Origin of the sequence: Serratia sp. BFP-2025, from assembly GCF_050880365.1 — a bacterium.
Lineage (GTDB): Bacteria > Pseudomonadota > Gammaproteobacteria > Enterobacterales > Enterobacteriaceae > Serratia > Serratia surfactantfaciens.
On sequence record NZ_JBPAFV010000007.1, the window covers coordinates 22035 to 46960 of the forward strand.

The 24926-nt window shown below is 57.1% G+C and carries 23 protein-coding genes; 19 read left to right on the forward strand and 4 right to left on the reverse strand.

Annotation, left to right across the window (positions count from 1 at the left end):
- Positions 1-109 precede the first annotated feature (109 nt).
- The 4 genes from ACRAWE_RS23755 to ACRAWE_RS23770 all read left to right on the forward strand — a co-directional run bounded on the left by ACRAWE_RS23755 (position 110) and on the right by ACRAWE_RS23770 (position 4437).
- Positions 110-1183 (forward strand): nitrilase-related carbon-nitrogen hydrolase, encoded by a 1074-nt coding sequence (locus tag ACRAWE_RS23755; RefSeq protein WP_154747485.1) that lies wholly within the window; start codon positions 110-112, stop codon positions 1181-1183.
- Between the two features lie 164 nt (positions 1184-1347).
- Entirely contained in the window at positions 1348-2883 is a 1536-nt protein-coding gene (locus ACRAWE_RS23760) for a carboxylesterase/lipase family protein (RefSeq protein ID WP_248004831.1), read from the forward strand.
- A 297-nt stretch (positions 2884-3180) separates the two neighbouring features.
- Positions 3181-3951, forward strand: a complete 771-nt coding sequence (truC, locus tag ACRAWE_RS23765) for a tRNA pseudouridine(65) synthase TruC (protein WP_019455750.1) — start codon at positions 3181-3183, stop codon at positions 3949-3951.
- 33 nt (positions 3952-3984) lie between these two features.
- Positions 3985-4437, forward strand: coding sequence for a flavodoxin (locus ACRAWE_RS23770; protein WP_004931927.1), 453 nt, complete (start codon positions 3985-3987; stop codon positions 4435-4437).
- A 57-nt stretch (positions 4438-4494) separates the two neighbouring features.
- Here the strand turns inward: ACRAWE_RS23770 and ACRAWE_RS23775 are convergent, their stop codons facing one another.
- From ACRAWE_RS23775 to map, 4 genes are all read right to left on the reverse strand, one after another.
- Positions 4495-4884 (reverse strand): DUF3461 family protein, encoded by a 390-nt coding sequence (locus ACRAWE_RS23775; RefSeq protein ID WP_004931929.1) that lies wholly within the window; start codon positions 4882-4884, stop codon positions 4495-4497.
- 129 nt (positions 4885-5013) lie between these two features.
- Complete coding sequence (gene dapD, locus ACRAWE_RS23780; RefSeq protein WP_004931932.1) at positions 5014-5838, reverse strand: 2,3,4,5-tetrahydropyridine-2,6-dicarboxylate N-succinyltransferase; 825 nt, start codon at positions 5836-5838, stop codon at positions 5014-5016.
- Positions 5839-5880: 42 nt separating this feature from the next.
- Complete coding sequence (gene glnD, locus ACRAWE_RS23785; protein ID WP_063917933.1) at positions 5881-8535, reverse strand: bifunctional uridylyltransferase/uridylyl-removing protein GlnD; 2655 nt, start codon at positions 8533-8535, stop codon at positions 5881-5883.
- Positions 8536-8608: 73 nt separating this feature from the next.
- On the reverse strand, positions 8609-9403 hold the full coding sequence (gene map, locus ACRAWE_RS23790) for a type I methionyl aminopeptidase (RefSeq protein WP_004931936.1): 795 nt from the start codon (positions 9401-9403) through the stop codon (positions 8609-8611).
- 345 nt (positions 9404-9748) lie between these two features.
- Between map and rpsB the strand changes: the two genes are divergently transcribed.
- The 15 genes from rpsB (at position 9749) to rnhB (ending at position 24923) form a co-directional block, all read left to right on the forward strand.
- Positions 9749-10474, forward strand: coding sequence for a 30S ribosomal protein S2 (rpsB, locus tag ACRAWE_RS23795; protein WP_004931937.1), 726 nt, complete (start codon positions 9749-9751; stop codon positions 10472-10474).
- A 129-nt stretch (positions 10475-10603) separates the two neighbouring features.
- Entirely contained in the window at positions 10604-11455 is an 852-nt protein-coding gene (gene tsf, locus ACRAWE_RS23800) for a translation elongation factor Ts (protein ID WP_004931939.1), read from the forward strand.
- A 148-nt stretch (positions 11456-11603) separates the two neighbouring features.
- Positions 11604-12329 carry a UMP kinase gene (gene pyrH, locus ACRAWE_RS23805; RefSeq protein ID WP_004931940.1) on the forward strand — a complete coding sequence of 242 codons (726 nt, stop codon included), beginning with the start codon at positions 11604-11606 and terminating at the stop codon, positions 12327-12329.
- A gap of 119 nt (positions 12330-12448) precedes the next feature.
- Entirely contained in the window at positions 12449-13006 is a 558-nt protein-coding gene (gene frr / locus ACRAWE_RS23810; RefSeq protein WP_025160240.1) for a ribosome recycling factor, read from the forward strand.
- Positions 13007-13163: 157 nt separating this feature from the next.
- Positions 13164-14360, forward strand: a complete 1197-nt coding sequence (gene ispC, locus ACRAWE_RS23815) for a 1-deoxy-D-xylulose-5-phosphate reductoisomerase (protein ID WP_063917932.1) — start codon at positions 13164-13166, stop codon at positions 14358-14360.
- 277 nt (positions 14361-14637) lie between these two features.
- The gene (ispU, locus tag ACRAWE_RS23820) at positions 14638-15396 is read left to right on the forward strand and encodes a (2E,6E)-farnesyl-diphosphate-specific ditrans,polycis-undecaprenyl-diphosphate synthase (protein WP_063917931.1); all 759 of its coding nucleotides are present in this window, start codon (positions 14638-14640) and stop codon (positions 15394-15396) included.
- 9 nt (positions 15397-15405) lie between these two features.
- Positions 15406-16248 carry a phosphatidate cytidylyltransferase gene (gene cdsA, locus ACRAWE_RS23825; protein ID WP_019455757.1) on the forward strand — a complete coding sequence of 281 codons (843 nt, stop codon included), beginning with the start codon at positions 15406-15408 and terminating at the stop codon, positions 16246-16248.
- A gap of 27 nt (positions 16249-16275) precedes the next feature.
- Entirely contained in the window at positions 16276-17631 is a 1356-nt protein-coding gene (rseP, locus tag ACRAWE_RS23830) for a sigma E protease regulator RseP (protein WP_025160242.1), read from the forward strand.
- A gap of 35 nt (positions 17632-17666) precedes the next feature.
- Positions 17667-20093 carry an outer membrane protein assembly factor BamA gene (gene bamA, locus ACRAWE_RS23835; RefSeq protein WP_019455759.1) on the forward strand — a complete coding sequence of 809 codons (2427 nt, stop codon included), beginning with the start codon at positions 17667-17669 and terminating at the stop codon, positions 20091-20093.
- Positions 20094-20249: 156 nt separating this feature from the next.
- Positions 20250-20747: a molecular chaperone Skp gene (skp, locus tag ACRAWE_RS23840; RefSeq protein ID WP_004931958.1), complete on the forward strand. Its 498-nt coding sequence runs from the start codon at positions 20250-20252 to the stop codon at positions 20745-20747.
- 3 nt (positions 20748-20750) lie between these two features.
- Positions 20751-21773, forward strand: a complete 1023-nt coding sequence (gene lpxD, locus ACRAWE_RS23845) for a UDP-3-O-(3-hydroxymyristoyl)glucosamine N-acyltransferase (RefSeq protein WP_025160243.1) — start codon at positions 20751-20753, stop codon at positions 21771-21773.
- A 160-nt stretch (positions 21774-21933) separates the two neighbouring features.
- Positions 21934-22389, forward strand: a complete 456-nt coding sequence (fabZ, locus tag ACRAWE_RS23850; protein ID WP_004931962.1) for a 3-hydroxyacyl-ACP dehydratase FabZ — start codon at positions 21934-21936, stop codon at positions 22387-22389.
- 3 nt (positions 22390-22392) lie between these two features.
- Positions 22393-23181, forward strand: coding sequence for an acyl-ACP--UDP-N-acetylglucosamine O-acyltransferase (lpxA, locus tag ACRAWE_RS23855; protein ID WP_063917930.1), 789 nt, complete (start codon positions 22393-22395; stop codon positions 23179-23181).
- A 3-nt stretch (positions 23182-23184) separates the two neighbouring features.
- Positions 23185-24333: a lipid-A-disaccharide synthase gene (gene lpxB / locus ACRAWE_RS23860; protein ID WP_432525973.1), complete on the forward strand. Its 1149-nt coding sequence runs from the start codon at positions 23185-23187 to the stop codon at positions 24331-24333.
- The gene (gene rnhB / locus ACRAWE_RS23865; protein ID WP_019455763.1) at positions 24330-24923 is read left to right on the forward strand and encodes a ribonuclease HII; all 594 of its coding nucleotides are present in this window, start codon (positions 24330-24332) and stop codon (positions 24921-24923) included. Before lpxB ends, rnhB begins: the two co-directional genes overlap by 4 nt.
- Positions 24924-24926 lie beyond the last annotated feature (3 nt).

Genomic DNA, 24926 nt, shown 5'->3' on the forward strand with positions numbered 1-24926 from the left:
GGCAAGTGAGCTATCTCGTATGATTATGTGAATCGCTCTGCTTTTCAATACTGGATAGGCTTTGTTCTGCAACATTCGCAGTTTCTCAATAATGCATAGGTGGTTGATTATGATAGAACCTTATGGCGTCATTGGACTAAGCCCTACCGCATGGGGCATTCAGAAAAGAGCGGATATTTCGAAGAATCTGGACCATATCGAAGAATTGACCAACGGCGCCTTGTCACTTTGCGCATTGGATATCCCGGTTCGCCTGCTGGTTTTACCTGAGGGCGCACTTCAGGGATTCACCGATGAAGTATTGGATATGCCGATGGTTGAGTTTTTAAAAGATGGGGCTATTGATATTCCAGGGCCTGAGACCGAAAGACTCGGCCAATTGGCGCAACGTCATAATCTCTTCATTATGGCGCAGGCCAAAGTCAGGGAGCCTGATTGGCCGGACATCATGTTCAACGTCGGCTTTGTTATCAATCCTCAGGGCGACATTATACTCAGACACCATAAAATGTCAGCGTTGCTGCCGAGCGAGCGTTCCGCATCACCGCATGACTTATTTGACAAATGGGTCGAGAAATATGGCCGCACGCTGCAATCTTTCTGGCCTGTTGTCGATACCGAAATTGGCCGTCTGGGCGTGATGATGGCGATGGAGGGGAACTTCCCGGAAAATGGGCGCGGTTTGGCGATGAATGGGGCAGAGGTCGTGTATCGCGCTTCACTGCCCACGCCATTTACCGAAAATGATATGTTCGAAATCTCCAACAGGGCTCGCGCACTGGAAAACAACCTGTATATCGTCGCGCCGAACATCGCCCCTGTGTACACCTTTCCCCACTCTTTGGCCCCAATAGATTGCGGTGGTGGGAGTTCATTGATCGTTGATTACAAAGGCAAAATTATTGGTAAACAAAAAGATACCAACGGTTCAAGCTACGTGCATGCCGTCATTGATATCGAGGCGCAGCGTTATCATCGAACGCATTCATCAGTAACCAATTGGTTAAAAGATATCAGAACCGAATGCGCGCAATTGATTTATGAAAAGCCAGTGTATCCCAAAAATATTTACCTTAACCATGCGCAAGGAAATCATAAGGAATACAAGGAAAACGTTCTGAGCAAACAAATAGAGATGATGATTGAGCGCGATATCTATCGTCTTAGTGTCTATGATAAATAGTTTTATATCCAGCGACATTTATCTCTCGGGTAGATGACGCGTAATAGCAAAATTTTCAATTGAATTTTAAAAATCGTAGCGCGAGGGGTGAATGCTCCGCGTTGAACATGCTGCGCCATAATTCCTCTGGGAATAACCCAATGTCTATGTGTCAAGGTTATTATATGAAACTCATTCCTTTGTCATTGTTGTTTTTATCCGTATCCTCCTATGCCGATATAGAGTATAAGCTTACCGAAATAGTCAATAGCCCGAGCGGGAAGTACCAAGGCCTGGAGCAAGAGGGTTATTTACAATTCAAAGGCATTCCCTATGCGGAGCCGCCGGTGGGTGAAAAACGCTGGCAAGCGCCGGAAAATAAAAGCGTCATGGAGGGCGTGTATTTTGCCGGTAAGTTTGGCAACAGCTGTGCGACGACGGTTAGCCTGGCCGGATTCAGTAAAATAAGCCAGTCGGAAGATTGCCTCTACCTGAATGTTTACGCGCCAAAAGACAATGAGGGTAAAAAGCGGCCGGTTTTGGTTTGGATACCCGGCGGTGGCTTAAGAACCGGGTCGGGTGATGAGTACGACGTGTCTAATTTTATCAAGAAAGATATCGTAGTCGTAACAATAAACTATAGATTGGGCGTTTTTGGTTTTTTCTCGCACCCAGCGCTTAACCATGAGAGTAAGAAAATCAACTATGGCCTTTTGGATCAACAAAAAGCCTTGTCATGGGTTCAACGCAACATAGCCAGCTTTGGCGGGGATCCTGACAATGTCACGTTGTTCGGTGAATCAGCGGGAGGGCATAGCGTGCTTGCAAACATCGTTTCCCCTCTGTCCTCAGGGTTATTTAAGAAAGCGATAATCTCAAGCGGTTCTTATAACCTGGACCAAAAAAATATCGCGCAGGCCAACGCGGTCGGTCTGGAGGTGGCAAAAGCGGTGGGCTGCGATGATGGCACGCCGGACGGGCAGCTGGCTTGCTTAAAGAAAACGCCCGTCGCCAAACTAGCGACAACGGCAATATCCAATTTGTATAACGATCAATTTACTATTGATGGCGATATCATTCCGTATACGTTTAATGAGGCGATCGCGAAAGGAAAAGTCAATAAGGTTGATATTATCAATGGTTTTCAGAATAATGAAGGGACTTTCTTTGCTGGCGTGATAGAAAACGATGCCGGCAAGAAAATCGACAAGCAAATCTATACAGCGTCGATGATGACCTTATACGGAAAATCATTCTCCTCCGTAGAGGAAACGGATGATAACACCGATTTTACGGCAAAACTGAGCGACGATCTGACAAAGTATAAATTTATTTGTCCATCCCTTCAGTTCAACGCCGAGATGGCCAAGAAAAACAGGCTATATGCCTACGTGTTTAACGATAAGACCGCGCCTCAATACATACCAAAGATGTCGAGGCCTTATCTGGCGGCGCACACCAGTGAGCTAATCTATTTCTTTGACGGATTTCATGGCGCCACCGGCGTGAAGCAGGCCTTAACCAAAGAACAGCAACGCCTATCAGATAATATTGTTTCTTATTTAAGTAACTTTATTAAGAACGGCGATCCTAATCAGGGAGCACCGGTGAGAGAAAAATGGACCGAGTTTAATACCGAACATATGATGGCCATTGAGTTTTCCGATAAAGGGATTTTTGATATAAACAATTTATCGAAAAAATACGTCTGCCCTCAGTAATTTCATGCGGCATTAGATGCAGCGCCTCGCCGAGCGTTGGCGTTATAACGGGAGGTTCCCACTGTCGGGAACTTCCCTTTTCGACATTGTTTTATTCATGCCTCCGGCACCGATGTTCAATGCGCAAACCCGCCAAATGGCTGGGTGGAATAGAGTGGTTATCCGGCATGAGGTCAATTATGATACCTCGGTAGTAAATGCATGGCACCACTATCAGGTTGATTTCACTGCGGTTTCACTAGCTTCAGGCCACATTGACTTTACTGCAGCCATTAATTTTAACGCGAGGAAAGCGATGTGATTGAGGTTTTATATCAGGATGAGCATCTGGTGGCGGTGAACAAGCCGTCGGGTTGGTTGGTGCACCGCAGTTGGCTGGATCGTCATGAAACCCGCTTTATGATGCAGACGGTGCGCGATCAGCTCGGGCAGCACGTTTTTACCGTGCACCGTCTCGATCGCCCGACCTCCGGGGTGCTGCTGATGGCGCTGTCCAGCGAGGTGGCACGCCTGCTGTCGCAGCAGTTCGAGCAACATCAGGTGCAAAAAACCTACCATGCGGTGGTGCGGGGTTACGTGCAGGAGGGGGCGACCCTCGATTATCCGCTGACGGCGGAACTGGACAAAATCGCCGATAAACATGCCGATGCCGATAAGGGGCCGCAGCCGGCGGTGACGCACTACCGGCCGTTGGCGCAGGTGGAGATGCCGGTGGCCGTCGGCCGCTACGACAGCGCGCGTTACAGCCTGGTGGAGCTGCAGCCGGAAACCGGCCGCAAGCACCAACTGCGGCGCCATATGGCGCACCTGCGCCATCCGATCATCGGCGACAGCAAGCATGGCGATCTGCGGCAGAACCGCGGTATGGCGCAACATTTCGGCTGCCCGCGCCTGATGCTGCACGCCAGCCACCTGCAGTTGACGCACCCGGTGACCGGCGAACCGCTGCAGGTGACGGCGCGCTGGGACGAAGACTGGCAGGGGGTGATGACGCAGTTCGGCTGGGCGGGGCTATTCCCTGAACTCGGCGGGGTTGAGTTTAGCGCGGCTAACGGTCAGGATAGCTGACAATTTTTAAAGGTAATGAAGGGAGTAGGAGCCATGGCTCAGGTTGGTATCTTCGTGGGAACGGTCTACGGCAATTCGCTGCTGGTGGCGGAAGAAGCGCAAAACATCCTCAGCGAGCAGGGCCATGAGGTCAAACTGTTCGAAGAGGGCACGCTGGAGGCCTGGCAGTTTTACCGTCAGCACTACGCGCTGGTGATCACCTCCACTACCGGGCAGGGCGATCTGCCGGACAGCATCGCACCGCTGTTCCACGCCATTCGCGATCAGGTTGGCTACCAGCCGGAGCTGCGCTATGGGCTGATTGCCCTGGGCGACAGCAGCTATGACAACTTCTGCGGCGCCGGGCGCGCGTTCGATGCGCTGCTGCAGGAGCAGGGTGCCACCCGCGTTGGCGAAGTGCTGGAGATCGATGCGATGGAACAGCCGGAGCCGGAAGTGGCCGCCTGCCCGTGGGTCGAGCAGTGGGGCACGCTGCTGCAATCGTAAAGTAAAAAGGCGCCGCGAAAGGGCGCCTTGGCGATGATGCGGGTCAACCGATCCGCATTATTTGCCGCGGGTGAGTTTTTCCAGATCGGCTTCGATCTCGGCAATCTTGTGCGACACCACGCCTTCGAGATGGCGCAGGTCGTCGAGGATTTTACGCTTCAGATCCACTTCCACCTGATCGCGTTGGCACAGCTGATCCAGCTCGTCGATCACATAACGCAGGTTCGGGTTGATCTCGTGAATTTCCTTGTAGCCCTGACCGGCGTTGTCCGCCACCACGGTTTTACGCTGGCGCGGGTACTTGAATTTCACGCTCTTGGCGAAGAACTCGCCCTTATCCTTGCGGAAATAGATCTTGAGGATGTCGTTGTTGGCCTCTTGACGCAGGCTATAGCGATCGACGTCTTCCGGTTGATTGATGCCCAAACTCTTCAAGTTATCGTACATACTGCGCCCTCTTTAGATGTGATCGTTATATTCCACGACTTCGATTATGGCGGAAAGCGAGATCTGCGACTGTGACTGCCAGCGAAACGCAGACAAAAAAATAGCGGGTGAATCACCCGCTATTTCAATTTAGTCGATAGTGCGCAATAACTCATTAATGCCGACTTTACCGCGCGTTTTGGCGTCGACTTTCTTGACGATCACCGCGCAGTACAGGCTGTAAGAACCGTCTTTCGACGGCAGGTTGCCGGAAACCACCACCGAACCCGCCGGCACGCGGCCGTAATGGATTTCGCCGGTCTCGCGGTCATAGATGCGGGTGCTCTGGCCGAGATACACGCCCATCGAGATCACCGAGCCTTCTTCCACGATCACGCCTTCCACCACTTCGGAGCGCGCGCCGATGAAGCAGTTGTCTTCGATGATGGTCGGGTTGGCCTGCAGCGGCTCCAGCACGCCACCGATGCCGACGCCGCCGGACAGGTGGACGTTTTTGCCGATCTGCGCGCAAGAACCGACGGTCGCCCAGGTGTCGACCATGGTGCCTTCGTCGACGTAGGCGCCGATGTTAACGTAAGACGGCATCAGCACGGTGTTGCGTGCGATGAACGCGCCCTGGCGCACGGTGGCCGGCGGAACGACGCGGAAACCTTCCTTCTGGAAGCGCGCTTCGTCGTAGTCGGCGAACTTCATCGGCACCTTGTCGTAGTAACGGGTTTCCGCGCCGTCCATCACCTTGTTGTCGTTGATGCGGAAAGAGAGCAGCACGGCTTTCTTCAGCCACTGATGGGTGACCCATTGACCGTCAATCTTCTCGGCGACGCGCAGGGCGCCGCTGTCCAGCAGGCCGATCACCTGGTTTACCGCTTCGCGCGTTACGGTGTCTACGTTCGCCGGGGTGATGTCCGCACGGCGTTCGAAGGCGCTTTCAATAACGTTCTGTAATTGCTGCATGCTGTTCTCTTTCCTGATGTTGTCGGTAAAAAGTTACTTGTATCACATTTTATCGTTTGGGGTGAGGGCCTCTGTCAACCGTTGCTCCAACTTTCTGCGCGTTTCTTGGTCGAGTGCGCGCCGCTCGCCGTCGGCCAGGATAAACAAATCCTCGACCCGCTCGCCGATGGTGGAAATGCGCGCGCCGTGCAGCGACAGCCCCAGATCGGCGAACACTTCGCCCACCCGCGCCAACAGGCCGGGTTGGTCGAGCGCGGTCAGCTCCAGGTAGCTGCGGCGATCGGTGTGGGTCGGCAGGAAGGTGACTTCGGTCGGCACGCTGAAGTGGCGCAGCTTGGAAGATGGCCGGCGCACGCGCGGCGGCTGGTACTCCCGCTGGGTGATGGCCTGCAGCAGCGCCTGGCGGATCGCCGCGTGGCGATCCTGCGCCAGCGGGCTGCCGTCCGGCTCCAGCACGATAAAGGTGTCCATCGCCATGCCGTCGCGGTTGGTGAAGATCTGCGCGTCGTGCACGCTCAGGTTACGGCGATCCATCTCTCCGGCGACGGCGGCGAACAGGTAAGGGCGATCCGGGCTCCAGATGAAGATCTCGGTGCCGCCGCGCGTCGCCTGGCGGCTGACCAGCACCAGCGGCTGGGTGGAGTCGTGGGCCAGAAGATGGCGGGCGTGCCAGGCCAGCTGATTCGGCGAGTGACGCAGGAAATAGTCGGCGCGGCAGCGGCTCCAGATACGGTGCAGCGCCTCTTCGTCGATGTTGTCCATGCGCAGCAGCGCCAGCGCCTGCAGGCGGTGGTGGCGCACGCGTTCGCGTAGATCCGGGCTGTTTTGCATGCCGCGGCGCAGCTGCTTCTCGGTGGCGAAATACAGCTCGCGCAACAGGCTCTGTTTCCAGCTGTTCCACAGGGTTTCGTTGGTGGCGCAGATATCCGCCACCGTCAGACACACCAGATAGCGCAGGCGGGTCTCGCTCTGCACTTCGCTGCTGAACTGCTGGATCACCGTCGGATCCTGAATATCGCGGCGCTGCGCGGTGACCGACATCAGCAGGTGGCAGCGCACCAGCCAGGCCACCAGCTGAGTTTCGCGCGAGTTGAGGCCGTGCAGTTCGGCGAACTCCACCACGTCTTCCGCGCCGAGGATCGAGTGATCGCCGCCGCGCCCTTTGGCGATATCGTGGAACAAGGCCGCCAGCAGCAGCAGTTCCGGGTGCGGCAGGCGCGGGTACAGCTCCACGCACAGCGGATGGCGCGGCCGGGTTTCAGGCTCGGCGAAGCTCTCCAGCTTCTGCAGCACGCGGATGGTGTGTTCGTCGACGGTATAGGCATGGAACAGGTCGAACTGCATCTGCCCGACAATCTTGCCCCATTGCGGCATGTAGGCCCACAGCACGCTGTGACGGTGCATCGGCACCAGCGCGCGCGACACCGCGCCGGGATGGCGCAGGATGGCCATAAACAGATCGCGCGCTTCCGGGATGGTGCACAGCGGCTGTTTCAGGTGGCGGCGCGCGTGGCGCAACTGGCGCACGGTGGTGGAATAAATGCCCTTGATCTCGCGGTTGCGTACCATCAGGTAGAACATGCGCATGATGGCTTGCGGCTCACGGATAAACAGCGTTTCGTCGCGCAGGTCGATCAGATCGCCGCGCAGCTGGAAATCGTCGTTCAGCGGGCGCGGCTTTTCGGTGGCGTCCAGCGCCAGGATGGCTTCGTCGAACAGCTGCAGCAGCATGTGGTTCAACTCGCTGACGCGGCGCGTCATGCGGTAGAAGTCTTTCATCATGCGCTCGACCGGCTCGTTGCCTTCACCTTCGTAGCGCAGCAGCTGCGCTACGCTGAGCTGACGATCGAACAGCAGACGGTTGTCGTAACGCGGCAGCACCAGGTGCAGCGCGAAACGGATGCGCCACAGGAAGCTTTGGCACTCGTTCAGCTCGTTGCGCTCGGCCTGGGTGAGGAAACCGAAGCCGACCATTTCGTCCAGCGAGGTGGCGCCGAAGTGACGACGCGCCACCCACAGCAGCGTGTGGATATCGCGCAGGCCGCCGGGGCTGCTTTTGATATCCGGCTCCAGGTTATAGCTGGTGCCGTGGTAGCGCTGGTGGCGCTCTTGCTGTTCGTTGATCTTGGCGTGGAAAAACTGCGGCGAAGGCCAGAAGCCGTCGCTGAAGATATGCTTTTGCATCTGCAGGAACAGCGCGACGTCGCCGCAGATCATGCGCGATTCGATCAGGTTGGTGGCCACGGTCAGATCCGCCAGCCCTTCCAACAGGCACTCTTCCAGGGTGCGCACGCTGTGGCCCACTTCCAGCTTGAGATCCCACAGCAGGGTGATGAACTCGCCGACCCGTTGCGACTGTTGCTCCGTCAGTCGGCGCTGGCTGAGCACCAGCACGTCGATATCCGACAGCGGATGCAACTCGCCGCGGCCATAGCCGCCGACCGCCACCAGCGCGGTTTCCGGGATATCTTCGAAGCCGTAAAACGTCCACAGCCGGCGCAGCAGGCGATCGATGAAGTCGCTGCGCGCCGCCACCAGGCTTTCGGCGCTGGAGCCGGCGTCGAACGCCGCCGCCAGCCACAGCTGGAACTGCTCCAGCCGCTGTTTCAGCACCAGGCAGGTGAGATCGTCGTCGCCGTAGACGCTGGGAGAGGCGGGCGGCATCGGCGCGGCCGTTTGAAGGAGATTGTCAGACATAGTGCGCAGCCCATAAAAAAGGCCGGCATAAGCCGGCCTGGTGACATTCTGCACGCGGCGTGCGCCGCGGTGCTTACATCTCGTGCGTAATGATGTTGGGGATGGTGTCATCCTTGCGCAACGTCATTATCTCGCAGCCGTTATCAGTGACCACAATAGTATGCTCATACTGCGCCGACAAGCTGCGATCTTTGGTTTTTACCGTCCAACCGTCTTTCATGGTGCGGATGCGGTAATCGCCGGCGTTGACCATCGGTTCGATGGTGAAGGCCATGCCCGCCTGCAGCACCACACCGCCGTCGTCGGCGTCATAGTGCAGCACCTGCGGCTCTTCATGGAACACTTCACCGATGCCGTGGCCGCAGTACTCGCGCACCACCGAGAATTTCTCGGCTTCGACGAATTGCTGGATAGCCTTGCCCAGGGTGCGCAGGCGGATGCCCGGCTTGACCATCTTCAGCGCCAGGTACAGGCTCTCTTGCGTGACGCGGCACAGACGCTCGCCCAGAATGGTCGGTTTGCCGACGATGAACATCTTCGAGGTGTCGCCGTGGAAACCGTCTTTAATTACGGTCACGTCGATGTTGACGATGTCGCCGTCTTTCAGCGTTTTGTCGTCGCTCGGGATGCCGTGGCACACCACTTCGTTCACCGAGATGCACACGGATTTCGGGAAACCGTGGTAGCCGAGGCAGGCGGAAATGGCCTGCTGTTCGTTGGTGATGTACTCGTGACAGATACGGTCCAGTTCGCCGGTGGTCACGCCAGGTTTGACGTGCGGCTCGATGATCTCCAGCACTTCGGCAGCCAGGCGGCCTGCCACGCGCATTTTTTGGATGTCATCAGGTGTTTTAATTGAGATTGCCATGAAATTCGTCCGCAGGTGTCGTTATCGTCGACAATAAGAAGCAGTGACTTATGGTATCAGCCCGGCCGGGGGCTGCCAAATTTCATTTCCCTGCGCGCGGCGCAAAGCAACAAAAGTTGGTGTCGGCAGCGGGTTTATGGTATAAAGCGCGCCGGCGATCCGTGTCTTGGTTCTTGTGACCAGGCAGGAATTGGCCGAAAATACTTTAACTGCACTCATTTTGTGTAAATAACACACACGTATCGGCACATCCGCCGGGGTGCCCTGAGGTGACTTGTCGCCGCCAGGGTCGGCGTTATGGGATACGTGGAGGCATAACCCCAATTAATCTATAGAGGTTTAATCATGGCAACTGTTTCCATGCGCGACATGCTCAAGGCTGGTGTTCACTTCGGTCACCAGACCCGTTACTGGAACCCGAAAATGAAGCCTTTCATCTTCGGCGCTCGTAACAAGGTTCACATCATCAACCTGGAGCAGACCGTACCAATGTTCAACGCCGCTCTGGCTGAACTGACCAAGATCTCTTCCCGTAAAGGCAAGATCCTGTTCGTTGGTACCAAGCGCGCAGCAAGCGAAGCGGTAAAAGACGCTGCTAACAGCTGTGACCAGTTCTTCGTGAACCACCGCTGGTTGGGCGGCATGCTGACTAACTGGAAAACCGTTCGTCAGTCCATCAAACGTTTGAAAGATCTGGAAATCCAGTCTCAAGACGGCACCCTGGACAAGCTGACCAAGAAAGAAGCGCTGATGCGCACTCGTGAACTGGCCAAGCTGGAAAACTCCCTGGGCGGTATCAAAGACATGGGCGGCCTGCCAGACGCACTGTTCGTTATCGATGCCGATCACGAACACATCGCGATCAAAGAAGCCAACAACCTGGGTATCCCGGTATTCTCTATCGTTGATACCAACTCTAACCCAGACGGCGTTGACTTCATCATCCCTGGTAACGACGATGCAATCCGTGCAGTAAACCTGTACCTGACTGCCGTTGCTGCCGCTGTGCGTGAAGGTCGTTCTCAAGATCTGGCCGTTCAGGCGGAAGAAGGCTTCGTAGAAGCTGAATAATAAGGCAAGCTCGTCACTGAGCCCTTATTAACCAGGTATTGACATATGTTGGTTAGGGGGGCCTGTAAAGGCCCCCTTTGCTTATCTGAATGAGAACTGTCTCCACGCGAGATAACCGAGGAAAAATAAATGGCTGATATTACCGCTGCCCTGGTAAAAGAACTGCGCGAGCGTACCGGCGCTGGCATGATGGATTGCAAGAAGGCGCTGGTTGAATCCAACGGCGACATCGAGCTGGCAATCGAAAACATGCGTAAGTCCGGTGCGATCAAAGCCGCTAAAAAAGCAGGCAACGTGGCTGCTGACGGCGTGATCAAAACCAAGATCGAAGGCAACTACGGCATCATTCTGGAAGTTAACTGCCAGACTGACTTCGTAGCAAAAGACGCCGGTTTCCAGGCGTTCGCCGACAAAGTGCTGGATGCCGCTATGGCTGGCAAAATCACTGACGTTGACGTGCTGAAAGCACAGTTCGAAGAAGAGCGCGTAGCGCTGGTGGCAAAAATCGGCGAAAACATCAACATTCGTCGCGTTGCTTCCCTGGAAGGCGAAGTGCTGGGCAGCTACCTGCACGGCGCGCGTATCGGCGTTCTGGTTGCGGCTAAAGGCGCTGACGAAGAGCTGGTTAAGCAAATCGCAATGCACGTTGCGGCGAGCAAGCCAGAGTTCGTGAAGCCAGAAGACGTGTCTGCTGAAGTGGTAGAAAAAGAGTACCAGGTTCAGCTGGACATCGCCATGCAGTCCGGCAAGCCGAAAGAAATCGCAGAGAAAATGGTTGAAGGCCGCATGAAGAAATTCACCGGCGAAGTTTCTCTGACCGGTCAGCCTTTCGTTATGGATCCGAGCAAGTCTGTTGCTCAGGTGCTGAAAGAGCACAACGCTGACGTGACCAACTTCATTCGCTTCGAAGTGGGCGAAGGCATCGAGAAAGTCGAAACCGACTTCGCTGCTGAAGTTGCCGCGATGAGCAAACAGTCTTAATGACTGTCGATGGAACCGCCGTCTGGCGGTTCCATACTATCCAGCCAGAATTACACCGGTGGCAGGCCCTGCGGCGTGATATTCACCCCAGGCGCGTTTCATCGGCTGAAATCCCCAATACTAATACTGCTTCTTAGGACAGAACACCATGGCAACCAATGCAAAACCCGTATATCAGCGTATTCTGCTTAAACTGAGTGGCGAAGCCCTGCAAGGTGCAGAAGGTTTTGGTATCGACGCCAGCGTTTTGGATCGCATGGCTCAGGAAGTGAAAGAGCTGGTCGAACTGGGAATTCAGGTAGGTGTAGTTATTGGCGGCGGGAACTTGTTCCGCGGCGCGGGCCTGGCGCAGGCCGGCATGAACCGCGTAGTGGGCGACCACATGGGAATGCTGGCTACCGTGATGAACGGCCTGGCTATGCGTGATGCACTGCACCGTGCCTATGTGAACGCCCGCCTGATGTCAGCGATCCCGCTGAACGGCGTATGTGATAATTACAGCTGGGCAGAGGCTATCAGCCTGCTGCGCAACAACCGCGTGGTGATCTTCTCCGCCGGTACCGGCAACCCGTTCTTCACCACCGACTCCGCCGCTTGCCTGCGCGGCATCGAGATCGAAGCGGACGTGGTGCTGAAAGCCACCAAAGTGGATGGCGTATATTCCGCCGATCCGGTGAAGAACCCGGATGCGACGCTGTATGAACAATTAACCTATCAGGACGTGCTGGAGCGCGAGCTGAAAGTGATGGATCTGGCGGCGTTTACGCTGGCCCGCGATCACGGTCTGCCGATCCGCGTGTTCAACATGAACAAGCCTGGCGCGCTGCGCCGCGTGGTGATGGGTGAGAACGAAGGTACGCTGATCAGCAAATAAGGCTGTTCACACCCCTTTTTCGGAGCGCGTGACGCCAGGCGCCGCGCGCTCTCCGAGTACGATTACGGGCTATACTTGAGTATCGCCTGCCAAGTAACCAGCTTCCAAGGGTTTGCAACGTGACTAATGAAATCAGAAAAGATGCTGATTCACGCATGGAAAAAAGCGTAGAAGCATTCAAAAACCAAATCAGCAAGATCCGCACCGGCCGCGCTTCTCCAAGCATTCTGGACGGCATCATGGTGGAATACTACGGCGCCGCTACCCCGCTGCGTCAGCTGGCCAACGTGACCGTGGAAGACTCCCGCACGCTGAAAATCAACGTGTTCGATCGCAGCCTGAGCCAGGCGGTTGAGAAAGCGATCATGAGTTCCGATCTGGGCCTCAACCCGTCTTCCGCCGGTTCCGACATTCGCGTTCCGCTGCCTCCGCTGACCGAAGAGCGTCGTAAGGATCTGATCAAGATCGTGCGCGGCGAAGCCGAGCAGGGCCGTGTGGCGGTGCGCAACGTGCGCCGCGACGCCAACGACAAGGTCAAGGCGCTGCTGAAAGACAAAGAGATCAGCGAAGACGAAGAGCGTCGTTCGCAAGACGAGATTCAGAAAATGACCGACGCTTACATCAAGCTGGTCGACGCCGCGCTGGCGGAGAAAGAAAAAGAGCTGATGGAATTCTAATCAGCATCGCGCAGAAAAAAAGCGTCGCCTGGGCGGCGCTTTGTTTTTTGTGGCGCAGATCCCGTTTCATCGTACTGAAAGATCATGGACAAGCGCTGTCCAAGGTTCCACACTGGAGCACCTCCGATCTCATCAGACAGTTATTCAGAGTGAACTCATGAAGCAACTGACCATTCTTGGCTCGACCGGCTCGGTAGGGACCAGCACCCTGGCCGTGGTCAGGGCGAATCCCGACCGTTTTGCGATCAAAGCACTGGTGGCCGGCCGCAACGTTGCGGTCATGGCGCAGCAATGCATGGAATTCCGGCCCGCCTTTGCCGCGATGGCGGATGAAAGCGCTGCGCGCGAGCTGCGCGTCATCCTGGCGGAAAACGGCGTCGCTACCGAAGTCTTGGCCGGAGAACAAGCGGCCTGCGAACTGGCCGCGTTGGATGACGTCGATCAAGTGACGGCGGCGATCGTTGGCGCCGCGGGGCTGCTGCCGACGCTGGCGGCGATCCGCGCGGGCAAGCAGGTACTGCTGGCCAACAAGGAGTCGCTGGTCACCTGCGGCCGTCTGTTTATGGACGCGGTGCGGCAAAGCCAGGCGCAACTGCTGCCGCTCGACAGCGAGCACAACGCGATTTTTCAGAGTTTACCTGAGAGCATTCAGCGTCAGTTGGGATACTCTTCACTGGACAGTCATGGTGTGTCGCGCATCGTGCTTACCGGCTCCGGCGGCCCGTTCCGCACCACGCCGCTGGAGCAGTTCGCCGCGATGACCCCGGATCAAGCCTGCGCCCACCCGAACTGGTCGATGGGCCGCAAGATCTCGGTGGATTCCGCCACCATGATGAACAAAGGTCTGGAATACATTGAGGCCCGCTGGCTGTTTAACGCCTCGGCCGAGCAAATGGAAGTGATCCTGCACCCGCAGTCGGTGATTCACTCGATGGTGCGTTATGCCGACGGCAGCGTGCTGGCGCAGTTGGGTACGCCGGATATGCGCACGCCGATCGCCCATGCGATGGCGTATCCGCAGCGCGTGAACTCCGGCGTGGAAGCGCTGGATTTCTGCCGTATCGGTTCGCTGACCTTCTCCGAACCGGAGCGTGAACGTTATCCTTGTCTGTACCTGGCTGTCGAAGCGTTCGACGCCGGCCAGGCGGCGACCACCGCGCTGAACGCGGCCAACGAAATCGCCGTGGCGGCATTTTTGCAGCAGCAGATTCGCTTTACCGACATCGCGGCGGTCAACCGCCAGGTGGTCGAGCGTCTGGCGTTGCAGGAACCGACGTGCATCGAAGCGGTCTTAGACATTGACCGTCAGGCGCGCGCCGCCGCCGAGGAACGTGTTCGCGCGTTGTGCAACTGAGCACGGCGATTATCCGATTTTGCTCGTAATTCACGTGTGCCGCAGCGGGGCCGTTTGTTCATGCCCCGCTGAGGTGGTATAGTCTGCGCCACCTGTCAGCGGTTATACCGTTGAATTATGGCCCGATTGGCGCCCTGTGCGTCAAGAGCGGCCCGGCCGCGCCGGGCATCGCGAGGGCAGGCTGAAAGCCGTGTCGGGCACACGGCTTTTTTTGCGCGCAAGGGCCTGATGTTCCGGAAAGGCAGTTATATTTCTATTGAGGAAATAAGTACGAGTTATGTCGTCCGCAAACCAACAAGAGGCTAATCCATCTTCCCCGGGGCCGCGCCATGTCGCCATTATCATGGACGGTAACGGACGCTGGGCTAAACGTCAGGGCAAGTTACGTGTCTTCGGTCATAAAGCAGGGGTGAAATCGGTTCGCCGCGCGGTCAGCTTTGCCGCCAGCAACCATTTAGATGCACTCACGCTTTATGCCTTCAGCAGCGAAAACTGGAACCGTCCGGTGCAGGAAGTCTCCGCACTGATGGAGCTTTTTGTCCGCGCCTTGGATAGTGAAGTAAAAAGCCTGCATAAACATAACGTCAGGCTGCGGGTGATCGGCGATATCAGCCGGTTCAGCGCGCGTTTGCAAGAGCGGATCCGCCGCTCTGAAGCACTGACGGAAAATAACGATGGCCTGACGCTCAATATCGCTGCCAACTACGGTGGCCGTTGGGATATCATTCAGGGAGTAAGAGAGCTGGCCGAACAGGTGCGGGTAGGGGAGTTGCGCCCGGATCAGATCAGCGAGGAATTATTGAGCGATCGGGTTTGCATGAGCGACCTGGCGCCGGTGGATCTGGTTATCCGCACCGGCGGTGAACATCGCATCAGTAACTTCCTGCTGTGGCAAATCGCCTATGCTGAACTTTACTTTACTGATGTACTCTGGCCTGATTTCGATGAACTTGTCTTTGAAGGTGCGCTGAATGCATTTGCACAACGTGAGCGCCGCTTCGGGGGAACCACACCTATCGGCGCCGATGCGTCCTAGGGAGAACTTTTGCTGAAGTATCGCCTCATAACTGCTCTGATTTTAATCCCGATCGTTATCGCGGCGCTGTTCCTGCTGCCGCCGCTGGCCTTTGCGCTGGTAACGCTCGTCGTGTGCATGTTAGCAGCCTGGGAGTGGGGCCAACTGGCCGGTTTTACCTCCCGTTCGCAGCGTATCTGGTTGGCGATGCTGTGCGGTTTTCTGCTGGCGCTGATGATGATCAGCGTCCCCGCTTACCACCAATCCGTGCCGCAGATAAGCGGCTCGCTGTGGTTGTCGCTGGCCTGGTGGCTGGCGGCGCTGCTGCTGGTGCTGTTCTATCCCGGCTCGGCCGCTATCTGGCGCAATTCGCGCCCGCTGCGCCTGTTGTTTGGCCTGCTGACCATCGTGCCTTTCTTCTGGGGCATGCTGGCGCTGCGCCAGTTCGGCTACGAGCAAAACCCGTTTACCGGCGCCTGGTGGCTGCTGTACGTGATGCTGCTGGTGTGGGGCGCGGATTCCGGTGCCTACATGTTCGGCAAACTGTTCGGCAAGCACAAGCTGGCGCCTAAGGTCTCGCCGGGCAAAACCTGGGAGGGGCTGATCGGCGGGCTGTTGACGTCGGCGGTCATTTCCTGGCTGTTCGGCCGCTATGCGCCGCTGAACGTGGTGCCGACCACCTTGCTTGCCTGCTCGGTGCTTGCCGCGTTGGCTTCGGTGCTGGGCGATTTGACCGAAAGCATGTTCAAACGCGAAGCGGGCATCAAGGACAGCGGTCATTTGATCCCCGGTCATGGCGGCATACTGGATCGTATCGATAGCCTGACTGCGGCGGTGCCGGTGTTTGCCTGCCTGATGCTGTTGGTGTTTTAATCCGTCGATGACGGAAAGTGAGGGATGATGGTCAGCGTGCTTTGGAACCTGGTGGCGTTTCTGATTGCGCTCGGTATCTTGATTACCGTGCACGAGTTCGGACACTTTTGGGTTGCCCGTCGTTGCGGCGTGCGCGTTGAACGCTTCTCCATCGGTTTCGGCCGGGCGCTGTGGCGCCGCACCGATCGTCAGGGCACCGAGTACGTTATCGCGCTGATTCCGCTCGGCGGCTACGTGAAGATGCTGGACGAGCGCGTGGAGTCGGTGGCGCCGGAAATGCGCCACCAGGCCTTCAACAACAAAACCGTCTGGCAGCGCGCGGCTATCATCAGCGCCGGCCCCATCGCCAACTTCCTGTTTGCTATCCTTGCCTACTGGCTGGTGTTCATCATCGGCGTGCCGAGTTTCCGTCCGGTGATAGGCGAAATCGCGCCGCAGTCGATCGCCGCCAGGGCCGAAATTTCGTCTGGCATGGAACTAAAGTCGGTTGACGGCATCGAAACGCCTGATTGGGAGTCAGTTCGCCTGGCGCTGGTGGCGAAGATTGGCGATGCGCAAACCGAAGTCGGCGTCGCGCCGTTCGGCTCGTCGCAGGTGGTGACCAAAACTCTGGATCTGCGCCAGTGGAACTTTGAACCGGACAAGCAGGATCCCGTTGTCGCGCTGGGCATTATGCCGCGCGGCCCGCAGATTGAATCCGTGCTGGCGGAAGTGCAGCCGAACTCGGCGGCGCAAAAGGCGGGTTTACAAGCGGGGGACAGGATCGTTAAAGTCGATGGTCAGCCGCTGGGTCGTTGGCAGACGCTGGTGAAGCGTATTCACGATGGCCCGGGCCAACCGTTGGCTTTGGAGATTGAAAGAAACGGCGCCCCCTTGTCTTTGACGCTGATACCGGATACAAAGCCGGTGGGAAAAGACAAATCGGTGGGGTTTGCAGGCATCATTCCAAAAGTGCTGCCGCTGCCGGACGAGTATAAGACGATTCGTCAGTATGGACCGTTCTCGGCGCTGTATCAGGCCGGCGACAAGACCTGGCAGCTGATGCGGCTGACGGTCAACATGCTGGGCAAATTAATAACCGGTGATGTAAAGCTGAACAACCTGAGTGGCCCGATCTCGATTGCACAGGGAGCAGGGGCGTCAGCCGGAGTCGGGTTCGTGTATTATCTGATGTTCCTGGCGTTGATTAGCGTCAACCTGGGTATCATCAACCTGTTCCCATTACCGGTGTTAGATGGTGGGCATCTCCTCTTCCTGGCGATAGAAAAGCTGAAGGGTGGGCCGGTTTCCGAGCGAGTACAGGACTACAGCTACCGCATAGGTTCGATCGTGCTGGTGTTGTTGATGGGTCTTGCACTTTTCAATGATTTTTCTCGCCTCTAGGGGCGGGGATAGGTTAGGAAGAACGCATAACAACGATGGCGATGAAAAAGTTGCTCATAGCGTCGCTGCTGTTTGGCAGCGCCACCGTATACGGTGCAGACGGGTTCGTAGTGAAAGACATTCATTTCGAAGGCCTGCAGCGAGTCGCCGTCGGTGCGGCGTTACTCAACATGCCGGTTCGCGTCGGCGATACCGTCACTGACGATGACATCAGTAATACCATCCGTGCCTTGTTTGCCACCGGCAACTTCGAGGACGTGCGCGTACTGCGCGATGGTAATACCCTGATCGTTCAGGTGAAGGAACGTCCTACCATCGCCAGCATCACTTTCTCCGGCAACAAGTCGGTGAAGGATGACATGCTCAAGCAGAACCTGGAAGCCTCCGGCGTCCGGGTGGGCGAGGCGCTCGACCGCACCACGATCTCCAGCATTGAAAAAGGGCTGGAAGACTTCTACTACAGCGTCGGTAAATACAGCGCCTCGGTGAAAGCCGTGGTCACGCCGTTGCCGCGTAACCGTGTCGACCTGAAACTGGTGTTCACGGAAGGGGTCTCCGCCAAGATTCAACAAATCAATATCGTCGGCAACCATGCCTTCACCAATGACGAACTGATCTCGCGCTTCCAGCTGCGTGACGAAGTGCCGTGGTGGAACCTGGTCGGCGATCGCAAATACCAGAAGCAGAAACTGGCGGGCGATCTCGAAACCCTGCGCAGCTTCTATCTGGATCGCGGCTATGCCCGTTTCAACATCGATTCTACCCAGGTGAGCCTGACGCCGGATAAAAAAGGCATCTACATCACCATCAACATCACCGAAGGCGATCAGTACAAGCTTTCCGATGTCGTCGTAAACGGCAACCTGGCCGGTCACTCGGCGGAAGTCGCGCAGATCACCAAAATCGAACCGGGCGAGCTGTACAACGGCAGCAAGGTGACCAAAATGGAAGACAACATCAAAACGATGTTGGGCCGTTATGGTTACGCCTACCCGCGCGTCGGCACTCAGCCGGAGATCAACGACGCGGATAAAACTGTCAAGCTGCACGTCAACGTCGACGCGGGCAACCGCTTCTACGTGCGCCGCATCAAGTTCGAAGGCAACGACACCAGCAAGGATTCCGTACTGCGCCGCGAAATGCGCCAGATGGAAGGTGCCTGGCTCGGCAACGAGCAGGTCGAGCAGGGTAAAGAGCGTCTGAACCGCTTGGGTTACTTCGAAACGGTTGACGTGGAAACCCAGCGCGTGCCGGGCACCGCCGATCAGGTTGACGTGACCTACAAGGTGAAAGAGCGCAACACCGGTACCTTTAACTTCGGCGTCGGTTACGGCACCGAGAGCGGCGTCAGCTTCCAGGCCGGCGTGCAGCAGGACAACTGGTTGGGTACCGGCTACTCGGTCGGCATCAGCGGCACCAAGAACGACTACCAGACCTATACCGAATTCTCGGTCACCAACCCGTACTTCACCGTTGACGGTGTGAGCCTGGGTGGCCGCGTATTCTACAACGACTTTAAAGCGGATAACGCGGACCTGTCCGACTACACCAACAAGAGTTATGGTGTTGACGGCACGCTGGGCTTCCCGATCAACGAAAACAACTCGTTGCGCACCGGTCTGGGCTATGTCCACAACGGCCTGTCGAACATGCAGCCGCAGATCGCCATGTGGCGTTATCTCGACTCGATGGGCGTGGATGCGAACAAAACCGACCGCGCCAGCTACTCGACGGACGACTTCACCCTGAACCTGGGTTGGACCTACAACAACCTGGACCGCGGCTACTTCCCGACCTCGGGCAACCGCACCACGTTGAACGGCAAGGTCACCATTCCGGGTTCGGACAACGAATACTACAAGGTGACGCTGGACAGCGTACAGTACGTGCCGATCAACGACGACCGCACCTGGGTGCTGTTGGGTCGCGGACGTCTGGGTTACGCGGATGGGCTGGGCGGCAAGGAAATGCCGTTCTATGAGAACTTCTACGCCGGTGGTTCAAGCACCGTGCGCGGCTTCCAGTCCAATACCATCGGTCCGAAGGCGGTGTATTACAACTCCAACTCGTACCAGTGCCAGTTCAACGCCGGCAGCACGACCGATCGTCAGAGCATCTGTAGCTCGGATGACGCGGTGGGCGGTAACGCCATGGCGGTCGCCAGCCTGGAGCTGATCACCCCGACGCCGTTCATCAGCGAGAAGTACGCCAACTCGGTGCGCACGTCGCTGTTCATCGATGCGGGTACCGTGTGGGATACCAAGTGGAAGAATACCAACGAAACGCTGATGTATGGCGTGCCGGACTACAGCAAGGCCAGCAATATTCGTTCCTCAGCCGGTATCGCGCTGCAGTGGATGTCGCCGCTGGGGCCGTTGGTGTTCTCTTACGCCAACCCGATCAAGAAATACGAAGGCGACAAGTCCGAACAGTTCCAGTTTAACATCGGTAAGACCTGGTAACGGGTCTCGCCTCTGGGCATAACAGTTATTAAGAATCGCAATGGCCAGGCGCCCGCCGGCAGAGGGAGATGATTCTCATTGTTTGGTGGGACAAGTCTGGCAAATTGTGTACTTCAGTGTCATATGACACAAATGGGTGATGGTAAGGAGTTTATAGTGAAAAAGTGGTTGTGTGCCGCAGGCCTCGGTTTAGCAATGGCTGCTTCAGCTGGCGTTCAGGCAGCAGATAAGATCGCTGTCGTTAACGTCTCCAGCATTTTCCAACAGCTGCCGGCCCGCGAAGCGGTCGCTAAACAGCTGGAAAACGAGTTTAAAGGCCGTGCAAGCGAACTCCAGAACATGGAACGTAGCCTGCAGACCAAAATGCAACGTCTGCAGCGTGACGGCGCTACCATGAAAGCCAGCGACCGCAGCAAGTTGGAAAAAGACGTGATGGCGCAGCGCGAGCAGTTCTCTCAGAAAGCTCAGGCTTTCGAGCAGGACAACCGTCGTCGCCAGATGGAAGAGCGTAACAAGATCCTGAGCCGCATCCAGGACGCGGTGAAGTCTGTCGCGAGCAAAGGCGGTTATGACGTGGTGATCGACGCCAACGCCGTTGCCTATGCAGACTCTTCCAAAGACATCACTGCTGACGTGCTGAAACAGGTTAAATAACACATGCTTTCAATTCGACTGGCTGATTTAGCGCAGCAGTTGGATGCACAATTGCACGGTGATGGCGATCTCGTCATCACCGGCATTGCTTCTATGCATTCGGCACAGCCTGGCCAAATCACGTTTTTGTCAAACAGCCGCTACCAAGAGCAGCTGTCTTCCTGCCAGGCAAGCGCCGTGGTGCTTACCGAAGCGGATTTACCACACTGCCGCAGTGCGGCGCTGGTGGTTAAGAACCCTTACCTGACCTATGCGCGCATGGCGCAGCTGATGGACACCACGCCGTCGCCGGCCCAGGATATCGCGCCAAGCGCGGTTATCTCGCCTGAAGCGCAGCTGGGGCAGAACGTCGCCATTGGGGCGAACGCGGTGATCGAGTCGGGTGCAGTGCTTGGCGATAACGTGGTTATCGGCCCGGGCTGCTTCATCGGCAAACACGCACGCATCGGTGCGGGAACGCGTCTGTGGGCGAACGTCACGATTTATCATGCGGTCGAAATCGGCCAGCGCTGCCTGATCCAGTCCGGAACGGTGATCGGCGCAGACGGTTTCGGCTATGCGAACGAGCGCGGCGAGTGGATCAAAATTCCTCAGTTGGGCACGGTGATTATCGGCGATCGCGTCGAAATCGGCGCTTGCACCACCATTGACCGCGGCGCTTTGGATAACACCCAAATCGGGAATGGTGTTATCATCGACAACCAATGCCAGATTGCACATAACGTCGTGATTGGCGACAATACCGCCGTCGCCGGCGGTGTGATCATGGCCGGCAGTCTGAAAATCGGCCGCTACTGCCAGATCGGCGGCGCCAGCGTGATCAACGGTCACATGGAGATTGCCGACAAGGTTGTTGTTACCGGAATGGGAATGGTTATGCGACCAATCACCGAACCTGGGGTATACTCTTCGGGCATTCCGTTGCAGCCTAACAAGGTTTGGCGTAAAACCGCTGCGTTGGTAATGAATATCGATGAGATCAGCAAGCGCTTGAAAGCTGTCGAACGTAAAGTCGGAAAAGACTAGTCATTGCCGCCCGCCCCGGCGGGTACAAAACGAAACGCGTTGGTCGTGAGACCAAAAGCGCAAAGAGATGTTAATTTGCGGCCTGCATGATGATCTCCTTTTGGGGTCAGCGCAGGCCGTGTTGTTGATGCCATCAGTTTTTAGAGACAGGAAGAGTATTTTGACTACTGACACTCATACTCTGGATATTGCAGAAATTTTGGATCTGCTTCCTCACCGTTACCCGTTCTTGCTGGTCGACCGCGTCCTCGAGTTTGAAGAGCACAAATATCTGCGTGCGGTGAAGAACGTATCGGTGAATGAACCGTTTTTCCAGGGCCACTTCCCTGGCAAACCGATTTTCCCAGGCGTATTGATCCTGGAAGCCATGGCGCAGGCCACCGGTATCCTGGCGTTTAAAAGCGTCGGCAAACTGGAGCCGGGCGAGCTGTATTACTTCGCCGGTATCGACGAAGCGCGCTTCAAGCGCCCTGTGGTGCCAGGCGATCAGATGGTCATGGAAGTCACCTTCGAGAAAACGCGCCGCGGTCTGACTCGCTTCAAAGGCGTGGCGACCGTTGACGGTAAAATTGTCTGCGAAGCAACCATGATGTGTGCCCGCAGCCGGGAGGCTTAATCCGTGATTGACCAAACCGCCTTTATCCATCCAAGCGCGATAGTCGAAGAAGGCGCCGTGATCGGCGCCAACGTGCATATCGGCCCTTTCTGCTACGTCGGCTCCCAGGTGGAAATCGGCGCCGGCACGGTGCTGAAATCCCACGTGGTGGTAAACGGCATTACCAAGATTGGCCGCGATAATCAGATTTATCAGTTCGCCTCCATCGGCGAAGTGAATCAGGATCTGAAATACGCGGGCGAGCCGACGCGTGTGGAAGTGGGCGATCGCAACCGCATCCGCGAAAGCGTCACCATTCACCGCGGCACCGCGCAGGGCACCGGCCTGACCAAAGTGGGTAATGACAACCTGCTGATGGTCAACGTGCACGTCGCCCACGACTGCGTGGTCGGCAATTCTTGCGTGCTGGCCAACAACGCCACGCTGGCAGGGCATGTGGAAATCGACGATCACGCCATCATCGGCGGCATGACCGCGATCCACCAGTTCTGCATTATCGGTGCGCATGTGATGGTAGGCGGTTGTTCCGGCGTCGCTCAGGATGTGCCTCCGTTCGTCATCGCTCAGGGCAACCACGCAACACCATTTGGCGTCAACGCGGTCGGCCTGAAGCGTCGCGGTTTTGACAAGGATGAAATGCAGGCGATTCGCAACGCCTACAAAATCCTTTACCGCAGCGAGAAAACGCTGGATGAAGCGAAAGCGGAAATTGAAGCCCTGGCTAAAGAGCAGCCGGTGGTGCAGCAGTACCTCGATTTCTTCACCCGTTCCACCCGTGGCATCATTCGCTGAGTTATGTCGAATCGTCCATTGACTATCGGATTGGTCGCCGGAGAAACCTCCGGTGACATTCTCGGCGCCGGCTTGATCCGCGCGCTCAAGGCGCAGATCCCCGACGCGCGTTTCGTTGGCGTCGCCGGCCCGCTGATGCAGGCCGAAGGGTGTGAAGCCTGGTACGAAATGGAAGAGCTGGCGGTTATGGGCGTGGTGGAAGTGCTCGAGCGCTTGCCACGCCTGTTGAAGATCCGCAAAGATCTCACTCGCCGCTTCAGCGAGCTGCGGCCGGACGTGTTTGTCGGCATCGACGCGCCGGACTTCAACATCACGCTGGAAGCCCGCCTCAAGCAGCGCGGCATTCGCACCATCCATTACGTCAGCCCATCCGTATGGGCCTGGCGGCAAAAGCGCGTTTTCAAAATTGGCAAAGCCACCGATCTGGTGCTGGCCTTTCTCCCTTTCGAAAAAGCGTTTTACGATCGTTTCAACGTGCCTTGCCGCTTTATCGGCCACACCATGGCGGACGCCATGCCGTTGCAGCCGGATCGGCTGGCGGCGCGCGCCCAGCTTGGCATCGCTCCGCAGGCGCGCTGTCTGGCCTTGTTGCCGGGCAGCCGCGGCGCCGAAGTCGAGATGCTGAGCGCCGACTTCCTCAAAACCGCGCAGCTGCTGCGCACGCGTTATCCCGAGCTGGAAGTGGTGGTGCCGCTGGTCAATGCCAAACGGCGCGAGCAGTTTGAGCGCATTAAGGCCGAAGTGGCGCCGGATCTGACCGTACACCTGCTGAACGGCCAGGGACGTGAAGCGATGATCGCCAGCGACGCGGCGCTGCTGGCGTCCGGCACCGCGGCGCTGGAGTGCATGCTGGCCAAGTGTCCGATGGTGGTGGGGTATCGCATGAAACCGTTCACTTTCTGGCTGGCGCAGAAGCTGGTGAAAACGCCTTACGTTTCGCTGCCGAATCTGTTGGCGGGGCGCGAGATCGTCACCGAGCTGCTGCAGCATGAGTGCGTGCCGGACAAACTGGCCGCCGCCGTGATGCCGCTGCTGGAAGAGAGCCCGCAAACCGAAGCGCTGAAACAGACTTTCCTTACCTTGCACCAAAGCATCCGTTGCGGTGCGGACGAACAGGCCGCTCAGGCTGTGTTGGAGCTGGCGAAAGCATGATTGAACCCTTTATCTATCCCGCTGCCACGCTGATTGCCGGTGTGGACGAAGTGGGCCGCGGCCCGTTGGTCGGCGCGGTGGTCACCGCCGCCGTGATCCTCGATCCGGCGCAGCCGATCGTCGGTCTGGCGGACTCCAAGAAACTCAGTGAAAAACGCCGTTTGGCGCTGTATGACGAAATCGTCGCCAAAGCGCTCTCCTGGAGCCTGGGCCGCGCCGAGCCGGCGGAAATCGACCAGTTGAATATTTTGCATGCGACGATGCTGGCGATGCAGCGCGCGGTGGCAGGGTTGCATATCGCGCCGGACATGGTTTTAATCGACGGTAACCGTTGCCCGAGTCTGCCGATGCGTTCGCAGGCGGTGGTGAAGGGCGACAGCCGGGTGGCGGAGATCAGCGCGGCGTCCATTCTGGCGAAGGTCACGCGCGATCGCGAAATGGCCGAGCTGGACAGCGAGTTCCCGGATTACGGTTTCGCGCAACATAAAGGCTACCCGACCGCCTTCCACCTGGAGCGGCTGGCCGCGCTGGGCGCCACCGAGCATCACCGCCGCAGCTTCGCGCCGGTGAAAAGGGCGCTGGCGCTGTAGTCT

What these genes read in the sequence shown, in the direction of transcription:
- ACRAWE_RS23755 (WP_154747485.1), top strand. Translation starts at nt 110, where the DNA reads ATGATAGAACCTTATGGCGTCATTGGACTAAGCCCTACCGCATGGGGC.
- ACRAWE_RS23760 (WP_248004831.1), top strand. Translation starts at nt 1,348, where the DNA reads ATGAAACTCATTCCTTTGTCATTGTTGTTTTTATCCGTATCCTCCTAT.
- ACRAWE_RS23770 (WP_004931927.1), top strand. Translation starts at nt 3,985, where the DNA reads ATGGCTCAGGTTGGTATCTTCGTGGGAACGGTCTACGGCAATTCGCTG.
- ACRAWE_RS23775 (WP_004931929.1), bottom strand. Translation starts at nt 4,884, where the DNA reads ATGTACGATAACTTGAAGAGTTTGGGCATCAATCAACCGGAAGACGTC.
- dapD (WP_004931932.1), bottom strand. Translation starts at nt 5,838, where the DNA reads ATGCAGCAATTACAGAACGTTATTGAAAGCGCCTTCGAACGCCGTGCG.
- glnD (WP_063917933.1), bottom strand. Translation starts at nt 8,535, where the DNA reads ATGTCTGACAATCTCCTTCAAACGGCCGCGCCGATGCCGCCCGCCTCT.
- map (WP_004931936.1), bottom strand. Translation starts at nt 9,403, where the DNA reads ATGGCAATCTCAATTAAAACACCTGATGACATCCAAAAAATGCGCGTG.
- rpsB (WP_004931937.1), top strand. Translation starts at nt 9,749, where the DNA reads ATGGCAACTGTTTCCATGCGCGACATGCTCAAGGCTGGTGTTCACTTC.
- tsf (WP_004931939.1), top strand. Translation starts at nt 10,604, where the DNA reads ATGGCTGATATTACCGCTGCCCTGGTAAAAGAACTGCGCGAGCGTACC.
- pyrH (WP_004931940.1), top strand. Translation starts at nt 11,604, where the DNA reads ATGGCAACCAATGCAAAACCCGTATATCAGCGTATTCTGCTTAAACTG.
- ispC (WP_063917932.1), top strand. Translation starts at nt 13,164, where the DNA reads ATGAAGCAACTGACCATTCTTGGCTCGACCGGCTCGGTAGGGACCAGC.
- ispU (WP_063917931.1), top strand. Translation starts at nt 14,638, where the DNA reads ATGTCGTCCGCAAACCAACAAGAGGCTAATCCATCTTCCCCGGGGCCG.
- rseP (WP_025160242.1), top strand. Translation starts at nt 16,276, where the DNA reads ATGGTCAGCGTGCTTTGGAACCTGGTGGCGTTTCTGATTGCGCTCGGT.
- bamA (WP_019455759.1), top strand. Translation starts at nt 17,667, where the DNA reads ATGGCGATGAAAAAGTTGCTCATAGCGTCGCTGCTGTTTGGCAGCGCC.
- lpxD (WP_025160243.1), top strand. Translation starts at nt 20,751, where the DNA reads ATGCTTTCAATTCGACTGGCTGATTTAGCGCAGCAGTTGGATGCACAA.
- lpxB (WP_432525973.1), top strand. Translation starts at nt 23,185, where the DNA reads ATGTCGAATCGTCCATTGACTATCGGATTGGTCGCCGGAGAAACCTCC.
- rnhB (WP_019455763.1), top strand. Translation starts at nt 24,330, where the DNA reads ATGATTGAACCCTTTATCTATCCCGCTGCCACGCTGATTGCCGGTGTG.